Genomic DNA, 12,625 nt, shown 5'->3' with positions numbered 1-12,625 from the left:
CTGCTTCCCAGCAGGCGTTTTTTTATAGAAAAAAGCGTCCACCCCGGCTGCGATATCCTCTGGAATGGACGCTTTCATGATATACTAAATTCATCCATCATTTGTAGGGATTCCTATCAAAGGTCGGAGGAACCAATCAGACTTTTTTTCCTGTACAAAGGGAGTGCTGTACTTGCTGAACATCTTCGTCATATTTAGCATGGGTGAGGCGGATAAGCCGGTTGAACACGGGTCCCACGTCCTGATCGAGGAGATTTAACCCTTCTCGGGTGATACCTCCGGGAACAGCTACCCGGTCTTGGAGGCTTTCCAGAGTAAATCCGCCTTCCGTCAGTAACCGTCCTAACCCGTGGGCCATCTGGGTGACCAGAGAACGGGCTGCCTCTGGCGGAATCTTTGTTTCCTCCACGGCAGCGTCGGCCAGTTTTTCCAGGAGGTTGGCCAGGAAGGCCGGGGAACAACTCGCCAAGTCCGAGGCGATGCGAGTGTGTCGCTCTTCGATGACGAGGGGGCGGCTGACGGTGGAGAAAAGATCCCATAGCATCTCCTGGTCTTCCTCTGTCAACCGGGAACCGGGAACAAACAAGGAGTTGCCGGAGAGGACGGCCTGGGTGATGCTGGGGATAATCTTGGCTACTTTGGCCGGTACCCATTCTTCCAGGTCTCGGATCATAACGGGACTGGTGATGGAGACCACGATCTGGTTGGGCCGGACCACATCTTTGATTTCCTCCAAGACGGCTCGGTATTCTTTCGGTTTGATGCACAAAAAAATACAAGGGGACTCTTCGGCGAGTTGTCGGTTGCTGTGGGCAACGCGGAGTCCAGGATGGTTTTTGGCGAGCAGTGCTGCTTTGGCCTTCGTCCGGTTGGCTGCGAGGATATCCGCAGGCTTCAATTTTCCAGCCTGGATAAAGGCTTCGATCAGGGTCCTGCCCATGCTGCCAGTGCCGATAAAACCGACCGTCATAACGTTTCCTCCTTCAAACCGATTCATGAACCGCTGTATGGTTATAGTTATGGGCCGGAAAGGGGGATTATGATGGTCGTGGACTTGATTTGCCCTGTGGGCCGGATGTGAGGAGATGGAAAAGGAAACAGCAGGGAGGGAAGCGTATGTGGGAAGAGGGTTGGACTCCGAGGGAGAAAAGACTGGCTGCCATCGCGGGGGTACTGGTCCTGGTTTTGGCAGGGGTGGTGTTTGCTGTCTGGCAGGGAGAAGAACCGGAGGCGGACGCCGATTGGTCGGCATACGAAGCCAAGCCGGTAAAACCCGCGCAAGAGAAGGAGAGTAAAAAGAAAAAGGAACCGGCTGAAGTGGTCGTTGATGTGAAGGGAGCGGTGAAAAAACCGGGAGTCTACCAGCTTGAACCGGGATCTCGGGTGCAGGATGCCGTTGAACGTGCAGGTGGACCCCATGCCAAGGCGGACATGGGACAAGTCAATTTGGCCCAACCGCTGTCCGACGGGATGGCTCTTGTGATCCCCGCCAAAGGGGAAAAAGCCGGGCCTCCTCCGCCGGGTTCGGTTTCTTCATCGCCAGGTCAGGCCTCCGCCAGCCAGGCTGGGGGCGCGATTAACCTTAATACGGCCGAAGCGGCAGATATGGAGCAACTGAATGGAATCGGCCCATCCAAAGCGGAAGCGATCATCCGCTACCGGGAGGAAAACGGCCCTTTCTCCTCTGTCGACCAGCTGACGGAAGTACCTGGCATCGGGGAGAAGACCTTGGAACAACTCCGGGACCAAGTGACCGTGCAATGACCGCTAACTTCCGATAGTCCTTTATTATCGGTAGTTAGGATTTTAGGTAAGAGGAACCAGACGATATTTACCGCTGGTGGATGTCAAAACGGCTCAAGAAGGAAAACGACATCGGAAGGTTATCGTTCATCGTGAAATTTTGTGTTGGATGATTTGAAAAACGTTTAGCCCTGATACGAACCGCTTTTTTACTACTCAGCCCGAATTGTTTTGTGTCTCCGAAAAAGGGGTATCTCATCCCTTTGTATAGGAAGTTATTCTATTTTACCCTTACTATAACTTGAGGGAGTGAGGTGAGTAAATGAGCCGAGTGATGGTGGGTGTGGATGTGGGCACCACGAGCACGAAGGCGTTATTATTCGATCCATCCGGGGTGGTTTTGGGACGAAAGCATGTGGAGTACCCCCTGTATACACCGACAACGGCGGTCGCGGAACAGGATCCGGATCAAATCTTCCAGGCGGTAGTGGATGCTGTCGGGGGAGTATTGAAAGAGAACAAGGTTCATCCCGAATCCGTTCAATTTGTTGCTTTCAGTGCGGCGATGCACAGTTTATTGGCGGTGGATCGGGCGGGGTATCCCCTGACACGTAGCATCACCTGGGCGGACAACCGAAGTGCGGAAGCGGCCCGTTGGATTCAGGAAGCGGGGGATGGCCACACTCTCTACCAGCGTACGGGTACTCCCATCCATGCAATGTCTCCGTTGAGTAAGTTGGTCTGGATGAAACGGTCCATGCCGGATATATGGGCGCGCGCTTACCGGTTTATCTCGTTGAAGGAGTATGTGTTCCATCGCTTGTTCGGTCAGTATGTGGTGGATCATTCGATCGCTTCGGCTACCGGGCTGTTTCATCTTTACCAACTGGATTGGGACGAGGAAGCGCTCGCTCTCGCAGGCGTGGAAAGGGAACAGCTGTCGAAACTGGTGCCTACCACCCATGTGTTGACGGGTTGCCATCCCAAGTGGGCTCAACAGCTGGGAATTCTGCCTACAACGCCTTTTGTGATTGGAGCGAGTGATGGTGTCCTATCCAATCTGGGGGTGGCGGCGATCGACCCTGGAGTGGTTGCGCTCACCATCGGTACCAGTGGAGCGATCCGCACCGTGACGGATCAACCGTCGACGGATCCGAAAGGGCGCACCTTCTGTTATGTTCTCACCCCAGATCACTGGGTTCTCGGAGGGCCTGTCAACAATGGTGGGGTGGTTCTTCGTTGGATTCGGGATGAATGGATGAAGGAGGAGGCAGCGCAAGCCAAGGCTGAAGGGAAGGATCCCTATGAACGCCTGATGGAGATGGCGGGTCGGATTCCAGCAGGCAGTGACGGTTTATTGTTCCATCCCTACTTGATGGGGGAGCGAGCCCCTTTGTGGAACGCCGATGCTCGTGGGTCGTTTTTTGGACTGGGAATGCATCATACAAAGGAACACCTGCTTCGAGCAGCCATGGAGGGCGTGCTTTTCAACCTGTATCAAGTGTTTCTAGCGCTCTGTGAACACACGGGAGAGCCGAAGCGAATTCACGCTACAGGGGGCTTTGCCCGCTCTGCGTTATGGCGGCAGATGTTGGCCGATATGTTTGGCATGGAAGTGAGGGTTCCAGAACAGGTGGAGAGTTCTTGCCTAGGAGCTGTCGTTCTCGGCATGAAGGCAACAGGAATGGCTGATTCGTTCCACCTTGTCAAAGAGTGGATAGGTACCACTCATTTCATTCGACCAGATCCGAAGTGTAGCCGGCTGTATGAAGAGTTAATGCCGATCTTTATTCGAGTGTCTCGGAAATATGAAGAAGAGTATCAAGCAATCGCTGCCTTTCAACGCCGCCATGCTCCAACGGAGAAGAGGGACTGATCTCTCTTTGTCCGGTTTTTTGAAAGCGCTTTAAAGGAGAGGATGTCATGAGTGCTACCGGCTTAATCGAAGTGACAATCCTGGGTATCACACTCCTTTGTATAACCTGCGTGATGGTTTAACCTTGTACCCGAGGTTTGCCCGGATCACATTCGGGCGGTTGTAAGCGGGTGGATTCCGCCAGCTTCATCAGGTAGTAGCATTCTTCCCTCGCCATGTGGTCGGCCATCAGAGGGGTGAGGGTGCCTAGGGTTTCCTTATCCATCCTCAGTTCCTCCAACTCCGCCAAAAACGTACGGAAGAGGAGGATTTCCAATTTCGTTTGCTGATTAAAACGCTGAAGTGCCGGGAAGTCTGGGAGGGACGTTCTGAGGTAACCCGCCAATTCAACGGCCTTGAGATAAAAATCTTCGAAGTGTCGCGTGAAGGAGCGGCTTTTCTGCTTCATCCGTTTTTCTACCAGATCCAATTCAGCGTCGATGGCTCCGGCATGTCCGGCTGCATCCAGAAGCCACAAGAGATGGTGATGAATCGGGTGTTGGATGGGAGGGATCTGTCCCTCTGTTAGATAATCGAAAATCCGGATGGCTTCATCGACTTCGCTCACCATATGGTTGATAAACGTAGGAGAAAGACCCAACAGGATTTTACCTGTCAAATGGCGCTGGAGCAGATGGAGTTTGAACTGACGGATTTCCCGTGCCTGCTGATTCACTTGACGGGACAGGGTGCGGAGATCCGTCTGGGGGTGAATGTGGGTTAACAAGGTATCAAAGATCGTGATGAAATGACGGGCTCTTTCCACTTCCTTCTTTTCTTCGGGGGAGAGTGAATCCCGGATAAATCGGGCATGATCTCCCAAGATCTGTAGCCAGAATCGGAGTTCGAAAACGGCTGTCTGTCTGTACTGGCTGTCCAAGCGAGCGCCTCCCTTCAACCTGCTTCTCAACCAAGGTATGAAGAAAGCGAAAATCTCATGCTGGATTCAATACATAAGATTTTCTCGTGCTGGACATCATGAAAGCATCTTTTTTCATGGTAGGTGAGATGATCGTGGTTATGGGAAAGGGGGGAGGATATTCCGTGGCCTCGGATGTCCTCTGCAAGCGCCTCTTCATCGCCAACGTCTGTATGATTGGGGAGTCCGGCGGAACATGGACCCTGGTGGACGCAGGGTTATCCCGAACCGCAGCCGAGATCATCCGTACAGCAGAGGAGCGATTTGGGAAGGGCTGCCGACCGCAAGCGATTATTCTGACCCATGGACATTTTGATCATGTCGGTGCTCTAGAAACCCTCATGCGCTATTGGGATGTTCCTGTTTATGCCCACGAAAGGGAGTTGCCTTATTTGACCGGACAATCCGACTATCTTCCCCCGGACTCCTCAGTCGGGGGCGGGTTGATGGCTCGGATGGCGCCGCTGTATCCCTATCGGGGAATTGATCTTGGAAGGCGGGTACAATCGCTCCCCCCGGATGGCAGTCTACCTACCCTTCTTGGCTGGCGATGGGTTCATACACCCGGGCATACAGAGGGACACATTGCCCTGTTTCGGGATGAAGATCGGGTGCTCATTGCGGGTGACGCCTTTACCACCGTCAAACAGGAATCCGCTTGGGCCGTCGTGACACAACGTCGGGAAGTCCATGGCCCGCCTGCCTATTTCACGAGTGATTGGGAAGAGGCTGGTCGATCTGTGAAAAAGCTTTATGGATTGAAACCCTTGGCTGTGGCCACCGGCCATGGTATTCCCATGCATGGCGGGGAATTGCTTCGTCAATTGGGGAGGCTAGCCGTCAACTTTGATCAGCTGGCTGTTCCCGATCAAGGCCGGTATGTGGGAAACGAGGCTAAACGATAGGAATCCTGCCTGTACAAGAGTGTGGTAGATGGCACGGGCATAGCAATGGGATGTTTGATAGGAGACGGAGTCGGTTATTTTATACACAAGGACGGAGCCATTGGAGTTAGAAATTTACCGATCTCAAAGGGAGTGAAAACCACTTGCTGAGAAACATCTTGATCATTATCGGAATTGTCGTTGTGGTATTATTCGTCATCCGAAATCTCTGATCGAGAGGAGCGATTGGCGTGGTACGTACCATCCTGATGGTGATCGGAGCTATTGCCTTAATCGTTGCGATTGCCAATGCCCTTTGAAGGAAATAAAAAACAAACCGGCACCCCTGAAAGGGAGCCGGTTTGTTTTTTGGTTGTTATTTCTGGAGAACGGAGCAAACCCGTTCGAGAGCCCAGTTCAGTTCCTCCTCGGTGATGATGAGGGGAGGAGCGAAGCGGATGGTATTTTCGTGTGTCTCTTTACATAGGAGGCCTGAATCGGCTAACGCTTCGCAGTAGGGACGGGCAGGTTCGTCGAGTTCCATCCCGATGAACAGTCCTTTGCCGCGGATCTCCTTGATGGCAGGATTTTGGATCTTCTGTAGTTCATCCATGAAGATCCGGCCCAAATCCCGAGAACGGGTGACGAGGTTTTCTTCTTCCAGCACTTCCAAGGCGGCGATGGAAACAGCGCAGGCAAGGGGGTTGCCGCCGAAGGTGGAGCCGTGGGAGCCGGGTTCGAAAACGCCGAGAACCTCTTCATTGGCAGCTACGGCCGAGATGGGCAAGACCCCTCCACCAAGGGCTTTCCCCATAATATACATGTCGGGCTTCACGCCTTCCCAGTCACAGGCGAAAAGTTGGCCCGTACGACCAAACCCTGTCTGTATCTCGTCCGCAACAAAGAGAACACGGTTCTCCTGGCAGATGGCGGCGGCTTCTTTCAGGAAGCCTTCGGGCGGTACAATGACGCCTGCCTCTCCTTGGATCGGTTCGACGAGGAAAGCAGCCGTGTGGGGAGTGATCGCCTGTTTCAGCGCTTCGGCGTCTCCATAGGGAATCACCTTGATTCCGGGCAGCATCGGGCCGAACCCGCGCTTATATTCTTCACTGGAGGAGAGGGAAACGGCGGCCATCGTACGACCGTGGAAATTTTCCTCGCAGACGATGATTTCAGCCTGGTCGGCAGGTACCTTTTTTACATCGTAGGCCCAGCGGCGTACTGCCTTGATTGCTGTTTCCACCGCTTCGGCTCCGGTGTTCATCGGAAGGACGAGATCTTTGCCTGTGAGGGCAGCGACACGTTCGTAAAATAGACCCAGTTGATCGTTGTGGAAGGCACGGGAAGTCAAGGTGACCTTTTCTGCCTGGTCCTTCAGTGCCCGGATCAATTTGGGATGGCAATGACCGTGGTTCAATGCCGAATAAGCGCTAAGCATATCCATATAGCGATTGCCGTCCGCGTCTTCTACCCAGACCCCCTCCGCTTTGGCGATGACGATAGGAAGGGGATGATAGTTGCGGGCACCATGTTGGTCGGTCAGATTGATGAGGGTTTGATTCTTAGACATCGGCTCCACTCCTTCGGGGGTTTGCTCGATCATGGCAGAAATATGATTGATAGCGGTATTCTCTCCTCAAATATAACACCGCCTGCCCCTGGTTCATAGGCTTCTGGGTAAAACGGATCAAAATGTATTCGCATACATAAATATGAATTCTGAAAACACCAGAGAAAGTGATCTTCGCGGCGGCTGACACACCGATGCAGGGGCGCGGAGCCGGATTTCCGACTTCGTGCCAGATGTCCCTCCCGCAATATGGGGTTAGTCCGCTCCGTCCCTTCCGACTCCAACCAGTAGCGTGATGCTGGTTGGATACTTGCTGAGTGGCTGGTGCCAACAGACTCTCTGCCGGAAACCGGTTTATTTTTTGCGATGTGGTGGAAGCACTTGTCAACAAGCTGATCTTCTTGAGTTTCGTGATTTCAAGGTTTTAATCGCCTTTTTTGGCTCTTGTTCCTTTTTGTGTGGGAAGGGTTGACGCCCCCGAAAGACCCCGGTATAATAAAACACAAGTTTCAGACGGAAATTAAATCAAGAATTCTTGTAACACTCTTATCAAGAGCGGCGGAGGGACGAGCCCGATGAAGCCCGGCAACCCCGGTTGAGACCGGAAGGTGCCAATTCTTGCAGAGACCTGCTGGTTTCTGAGAGATAAGAGGAGGGACTTGCGATCCAACCTCTTCTCTTGATAAAGGGAAGAGGTTTTTTATTGCTGAAGGAGCACGAATTTTCGGGAACTGAAGACGGGAGCGGATATGGTATGGAGGGTTGGATATGCATCAAGAGACAAAACTAGCGCAAATCGGAAAAAGCCGATGTCGTACCACGGGAGCGATCAGCTGTCCGGTCTATTACTCCACAGCTTATGAACATCCGGCATTGGGACAGTCGACGGGTTTTGATTATACCCGGACGGCCAACCCGACGCGAGTGGTTCTAGAGGAAGCGATCGCCGATCTGGAGGGAGGAGACAGAGGGTTTGCCTGTAGCTCCGGGATGGCCGCGATCCAGACGTTGATGGGACTTTTTTCCCGGGGAGATCATCTGATTGTTTCTTTGGATCTTTACGGAGGGACATACCGGCTGTTCGAGGAAGTGCTGACCCGTTACGGGCTCTCCTTCAGCTACGTCGATCTGCGGGATTTAGAAGCGATCCGGAAGGCGGCTTGTCCTGAAACCCGTGGGATTTTCATTGAGTCCCCCACCAACCCTCTGATGCGAGTAACCGATATCCAGGCCGTCTGCGAACTGGCCACGGCCCAGGGATGGCTCTCCATTGTGGATAATACCTTTATGACACCCTATTTTCAGCAACCGCTGGAGCTGGGAGCGGACTTGGTCGTTCACTCCGCGACCAAATACTTAGGAGGCCACAATGATGTCTTGGCAGGGCTGATTGTCAGCCGGGGCACAGAACTGTCGGAAAAAGTATTCGCCCTTCACAACTCTATCGGGGCGGTATTGGGGCCCCAGGATGCTTGGCTGTTGATGCGGGGAATGAAAACCCTGGCTCTGCGGATGGAGAAGCATCAGGAAAATGCTCTTGCCCTCACCCAGTTTCTGCGGGAACATCCGGCGGTAGAAGATGTTTTCTATCCGACACGCGACCCTCTGGATCGCAAGGTACAAGAAGCTCAAGCGAGGGGGTACGGCGGGATGCTTTCCTTCCGGTTGAAGGACTCCTCTTTGGTTCCGGAACTCTTGGCATCCTTGAAGCTAATCTCCTTCGCCGAAAGCCTGGGGGGCGTGGAAAGCTTGATTACGTACCCTTCCACTCAGACCCATGCGGACATTCCAGAAGCGATCCGGCACCGGGTAGGGGTTTGCGACAAACTGCTCCGCCTCTCTGTTGGGATCGAAAATCTGGGTGACTTGATTGACGACCTGTCCGGGGCGCTGAAGCAAGCAAGTATACAGACGTCTCTCTACTCCAAAGAGGAAAGGGTGTGACACGCGATGAAATTTGGAACGCGCCTTTTGCACAATGGGAATGAAATCGATCCGATAACCGGCGCTGCCAGCATACCGCTCTATCAGGCATCCACCTTTCATCAGGCGGACATCGATTCTCCCGGTGAGTTTGATTATGCCCGCTCGGGGAACCCGACTCGGCGGGCCTTGGAACAGACCATCGCTGAACTGGAGGGGGGGGCTGGAGGTTCAGCCTTTTCTTCCGGGATGGCCGCGATTTCCAGTGTCTTTTTCCTTTTCTCTTCTGGTGATCACCTCGTAGTTTCCAACGATTTGTATGGCGGTACGTTTCGGGTGTTGACCCAGGTGTTGCCCCGGATGGGCATTGAATCATCTTTCGTGGATACCACCGATCTAGCACAGGTGGAAGCGGCGATCCGCCCCAATACAAAAGCCCTCTATATTGAAACACCCTCGAACCCTACCCTCAAGGTGACCGATCTTAGGGGCGCGGCGGCAATCGCCCGGGATCATGGGCTGTTGACCATCGTGGATAACACGTTTATGACTCCCTGTTACCAGCGTCCGCTGGAGTTGGGTGCGGATATTGTGGTCCACTCCGCCACCAAATTTATCGGCGGTCATAGCGACGTGGTCTCCGGGCTGGTAGTGGCAAGAGAAAAGGAGACGGCGGAACGAATTAGCGGTTTGCAGAATGCTCTTGGCTCCATCTTGGGTGTTCAGGATTCCTGGCTGACGATGCGGGGGCTGAAGACCCTGAAGGCACGGATGGATGCCTCCACCGCTTCCGCAGCCAAAATCGCTAAAGGGTTGAAACAGATCCCCGGTGTGGAACGGGTCTTTTATACCGGATTACCTGAACATCCCGGCCATGCGCTTCAGTCCTCCCAAGCGAGTGCCCATGGAGCCGTCCTTTCTTTTGATCTGGGTAGCGGGAAAAAAGTCCGGGAAGTACTCTCTCAAGTGAGAATTCCGATCGTTGCTGTCAGCCTTGGTTCGGTGGAAAGCATCCTTTCCTATCCCGCCCGGATGTCCCATGCCGCCATGCCGAAAGAGGAACGGGAGGCCAGGGGGGTTGCCGACGGCCTCTTGCGTCTCTCCGTCGGCCTTGAAGACGCAGAGGATATCCTCCATGATCTGGAACAGTCCATTGAGGGACGTCGCCTATACTCTGTAGGGGTTGAGTGGAGGGCTTCGATTATTTGAATCCGGGAGCCCTGTTATGGGAGGTTTCCCAGCAACCGCCAATCACCGATTCAGGTGAGGCGGTTTTTTGTGGGGACGGGTTGTTGTAAAATGAATGGGAAACCAGAGAGTAAAAGGGGAAGCGCGTTTATGACGATCAAATCGGATAAATGGATACGGAAAATGGCCCTGGAACACGGCATGATCGAACCCTTTGTCGACCGAAACGTGGGCAAGGGAGAAGCCGTCAGCTTCGGCCTTTCCAGCTATGGGTATGACCTTCGGGTAGGAACTCACTTCAAGATCTTCCACAATGCTTTAATGCCGGTGATTGATCCCAAGGCGATCGACGAAAATTCTTTTCTTGATTTTGAAGGGGAAGTAGCCATTGTACCGCCGAACTCCTTCGCTTTGGCCACTTCGGTGGAGTACTTCCGAATTCCGGATAATGTATTAGCCATGTGTGTTGGCAAATCCACTTATGCTCGATGTGGCATCATTACCAATGTAACTCCTTTTGAGCCAGGCTGGGAAGGACATGTCACGTTGGAGATTTCCAATACGACACCTCTTCCGGCCAAAATTTACGCCAATGAAGGATTGTGCCAGGTGGTCTTTTTTGAGAGTGATGAAGTTTGCGAAGTCTCTTATCGGGACAAACAGGGGAAATACCAGAATCAACGGGGAATCACACTCCCCCGGATCTAACAATAGGCCAAAGGAAAAAGCCGACCGTTTCTTGAAACGGTCGGCTTTTTTTCTGCCGAGGGTAGATGTGAACATTTTGTTAACACACAATAGTTCAAACATTAGTCAAATTAATTGGTTGTGGAAGGGGTATAGAGAGATTAGAATGAACGACAAAAGGGTGTAATCAAAATGTTAACGTATTGTAACAATGTAAAATATTCGAAATAATCAAATGGGAGGCGGTTTCCATGGCGACACACAAAGGGAAATTCGTGATGGGCGGCGTCGAAGCGGGCCCCACCCTCAACGCAATGGAAGCGGGGGACGAGCTGCAACTGCTTCACGGCTTCGGCAAGGTGACCCGACTGCGAATCAAAGAAAGTTATACCTATCGCAGACGGCGGGTCTATGTTACAGACAAGATGGGTATTGTTTACGGGGATGAATTGGCTATGGTATCCCTGCCAACTTGGCACAAGGCGGCGGAGAAGGAATCCCAAGTGATTTGAGATCCAACCAAAAGCGAACACCTTGATGTCCTCCTATTACAGGGTCCCGGGGTGTTCGCTTTTTTTGTTCTGGCTTATGTACGGCGGAAGTAACCCATAACATCAACGGTTTGGGTAATATTGACAAAAGCCTGTGGGTCGACTTCGGCGATCATCCGTTTGACATGGGCCAGTTCATAGCGGGAGATGACGGTAAACAGCACTCGGCGTTTCTCCTTGGTGTAGGCCCCTTCTCCGTCAAGAATAGTGATTCCCCGAACAAGATTGGAGAGGAGCTGGTCTTTTACCTCATCCCCTTTGGGGGTAATAATCATCAGCGTGAGTTTGATATGACGGGTGTGGATGGCATCAATTGTCTTGCCGGTTACGAAGATGGAAGCCATCGTGTACAAAGCGAGGTCCCAGTTGAAAACAAAACCAGAGATAAAGACGACAATCGCATTCATGGAGAAAATGAGGCTGCCCAGAGGAAGGTCTTTTTTGCGGGTGAGCACCATGCCGACGATGTCGAAGCCCCCGGTGGAAGATCCGCTCCGGAAGATGAGTCCTGTAGCGAAGCCGACAATAACCCCGCCGAAGATGGAAGAGAGGATCGGGTCTTCGGAGATCTTTTCCACCGGGATGATGCCCATGGAGATCGAAGTGACCGCCACCGAGAACAAACTTATGGTTACGAACCGCTTGCCCAGTTTCATCCAGCCGAGAATGAAAATTGGGATGTTTAATAAGAAAATGAGCGTTCCCGAATTGATCGATGTGACGAGGCCCAGGATCATCGCGATACCGGAGACCCCCCCGCTCAGTACTTTGTGGGAAAGAAGGAACATGTTAAAGGCGAATCCGATCAGGACGGATGAAACAAAAATAACAAAGAAACGAAACAGACGACCCACCACAAGCGATTCCTCCTCTTTTTACAGGATGATTCTTTTACAGTAAGTTGCCGTTTGAAAGCCCACGGTTTCAATCGTGGATGAAAGACGGCGTTTTCTTTCCACCCCCAAAAAAGGGGGTGGAAAGAGCAACCAATCCCTAATATAATCGAACATATGAGCGGTGTTCATCCCACTGGTAGTGGGTGGTTCCTTGAAAACGTTATGGTATGGGGTTCCAGCGGCGAACGAATCTCTCCCGCTGGGTAAAACCATAAGAGTGAGCGATCAGGAACTAGAACGCTGGTAACAGGCGTTCCGCCCATGTGGGTACACTCTAACTGCATGGGATGGGCTGATGAGACAGCCCTGAACTTGGGAGTTGTCCGAAACAGAAATGGACTGAGGGCGC

General features: G+C 52.6%; 11 protein-coding genes and 1 riboswitch. Of the genes, 7 read left to right on the top strand and 4 right to left on the bottom strand.

The annotated features are described in order from the left end of the window. Window positions 1–136 precede the first annotated feature (136 nt). Window positions 137–970 (bottom strand): late competence protein ComER, encoded by an 834-nt coding sequence (gene comER / locus ACFOUO_RS08145; protein WP_380704046.1) that lies wholly within the window; start codon window positions 968–970, stop codon window positions 137–139. A gap of 146 nt (window positions 971–1,116) precedes the next feature. Between comER and ACFOUO_RS08140 the strand changes: the two genes are divergently transcribed. Together ACFOUO_RS08140 and gntK are read left to right on the top strand one after the other, a co-directional pair. Then, window positions 1,117–1,764: a helix-hairpin-helix domain-containing protein gene (locus ACFOUO_RS08140; RefSeq protein ID WP_380704042.1), complete on the top strand. Its 648-nt coding sequence runs from the start codon at window positions 1,117–1,119 to the stop codon at window positions 1,762–1,764. Window positions 1,765–2,065: 301 nt separating this feature from the next. Then, a complete protein-coding gene (gene gntK / locus ACFOUO_RS08135; RefSeq protein ID WP_380704040.1) occupies window positions 2,066–3,619 on the top strand; it encodes a gluconokinase in 1,554 nt (517 codons plus the stop codon). Window positions 3,620–3,737: 118 nt separating this feature from the next. Here the strand turns inward: gntK and ACFOUO_RS08130 are convergent, their stop codons facing one another. Next, window positions 3,738–4,538, bottom strand: a complete 801-nt coding sequence (locus tag ACFOUO_RS08130; protein ID WP_380704038.1) for a DUF2935 domain-containing protein — start codon at window positions 4,536–4,538, stop codon at window positions 3,738–3,740. A 164-nt stretch (window positions 4,539–4,702) separates the two neighbouring features. Between ACFOUO_RS08130 and ACFOUO_RS08125 the strand changes: the two genes are divergently transcribed. Continuing rightward, window positions 4,703–5,482 (top strand): MBL fold metallo-hydrolase, encoded by a 780-nt coding sequence (locus ACFOUO_RS08125; RefSeq protein WP_380704036.1) that lies wholly within the window; start codon window positions 4,703–4,705, stop codon window positions 5,480–5,482. A 355-nt stretch (window positions 5,483–5,837) separates the two neighbouring features. Here ACFOUO_RS08125 and ACFOUO_RS08120 read toward each other — a convergent pair whose 3' ends face one another. Beyond that, window positions 5,838–7,031 (bottom strand): ornithine--oxo-acid transaminase, encoded by a 1,194-nt coding sequence (locus ACFOUO_RS08120; protein WP_380704034.1) that lies wholly within the window; start codon window positions 7,029–7,031, stop codon window positions 5,838–5,840. 543 nt (window positions 7,032–7,574) lie between these two features. Continuing rightward, window positions 7,575–7,683: riboswitch (SAM riboswitch) on the top strand. Window positions 7,684–7,799: 116 nt separating this feature from the next. Between ACFOUO_RS08120 and ACFOUO_RS08115 the strand changes: the two genes are divergently transcribed. The 4 genes from ACFOUO_RS08115 to ACFOUO_RS08100 all read left to right on the top strand — a co-directional run bounded on the left by ACFOUO_RS08115 (window position 7,800) and on the right by ACFOUO_RS08100 (window position 11,341). Then, window positions 7,800–8,975 carry an aminotransferase class I/II-fold pyridoxal phosphate-dependent enzyme gene (locus tag ACFOUO_RS08115; protein ID WP_380704032.1) on the top strand — a complete coding sequence of 392 codons (1,176 nt, stop codon included), beginning with the start codon at window positions 7,800–7,802 and terminating at the stop codon, window positions 8,973–8,975. Window positions 8,976–8,981: 6 nt separating this feature from the next. Then, complete coding sequence (locus tag ACFOUO_RS08110; protein ID WP_380704030.1) at window positions 8,982–10,163, top strand: aminotransferase class I/II-fold pyridoxal phosphate-dependent enzyme; 1,182 nt, start codon at window positions 8,982–8,984, stop codon at window positions 10,161–10,163. A gap of 129 nt (window positions 10,164–10,292) precedes the next feature. Next, complete coding sequence (gene dcd, locus ACFOUO_RS08105) at window positions 10,293–10,850, top strand: dCTP deaminase (RefSeq protein WP_380704028.1); 558 nt, start codon at window positions 10,293–10,295, stop codon at window positions 10,848–10,850. 230 nt (window positions 10,851–11,080) lie between these two features. Next, window positions 11,081–11,341 carry a hypothetical protein gene (locus ACFOUO_RS08100; protein ID WP_380704026.1) on the top strand — a complete coding sequence of 87 codons (261 nt, stop codon included), beginning with the start codon at window positions 11,081–11,083 and terminating at the stop codon, window positions 11,339–11,341. Window positions 11,342–11,415: 74 nt separating this feature from the next. Here the strand turns inward: ACFOUO_RS08100 and ACFOUO_RS08095 are convergent, their stop codons facing one another. Continuing rightward, window positions 11,416–12,234, bottom strand: a complete 819-nt coding sequence (locus ACFOUO_RS08095; protein WP_380704794.1) for a YitT family protein — start codon at window positions 12,232–12,234, stop codon at window positions 11,416–11,418. Between the last annotated feature and the right edge of the window lie 391 nt (window positions 12,235–12,625).

Origin of the sequence: Salinithrix halophila (assembly GCF_042650125.1) — a bacterium.
GTDB lineage: Bacteria > Bacillota > Bacilli > Thermoactinomycetales > DSM-45169 > Salinithrix > Salinithrix halophila.
This window is presented reverse-complemented; position numbering and strand designations above follow the sequence as displayed.

What these genes read in the sequence shown, in the direction of transcription:
- comER (WP_380704046.1), bottom strand. Translation starts at nt 970, where the DNA reads ATGACGGTCGGTTTTATCGGCACTGGCAGCATGGGCAGGACCCTGATC.
- ACFOUO_RS08140 (WP_380704042.1), top strand. Translation starts at nt 1,117, where the DNA reads ATGTGGGAAGAGGGTTGGACTCCGAGGGAGAAAAGACTGGCTGCCATC.
- gntK (WP_380704040.1), top strand. Translation starts at nt 2,066, where the DNA reads ATGAGCCGAGTGATGGTGGGTGTGGATGTGGGCACCACGAGCACGAAG.
- ACFOUO_RS08120 (WP_380704034.1), bottom strand. Translation starts at nt 7,031, where the DNA reads ATGTCTAAGAATCAAACCCTCATCAATCTGACCGACCAACATGGTGCC.
- ACFOUO_RS08115 (WP_380704032.1), top strand. Translation starts at nt 7,800, where the DNA reads ATGCATCAAGAGACAAAACTAGCGCAAATCGGAAAAAGCCGATGTCGT.
- ACFOUO_RS08110 (WP_380704030.1), top strand. Translation starts at nt 8,982, where the DNA reads ATGAAATTTGGAACGCGCCTTTTGCACAATGGGAATGAAATCGATCCG.
- dcd (WP_380704028.1), top strand. Translation starts at nt 10,293, where the DNA reads ATGACGATCAAATCGGATAAATGGATACGGAAAATGGCCCTGGAACAC.
- ACFOUO_RS08100 (WP_380704026.1), top strand. Translation starts at nt 11,081, where the DNA reads ATGGCGACACACAAAGGGAAATTCGTGATGGGCGGCGTCGAAGCGGGC.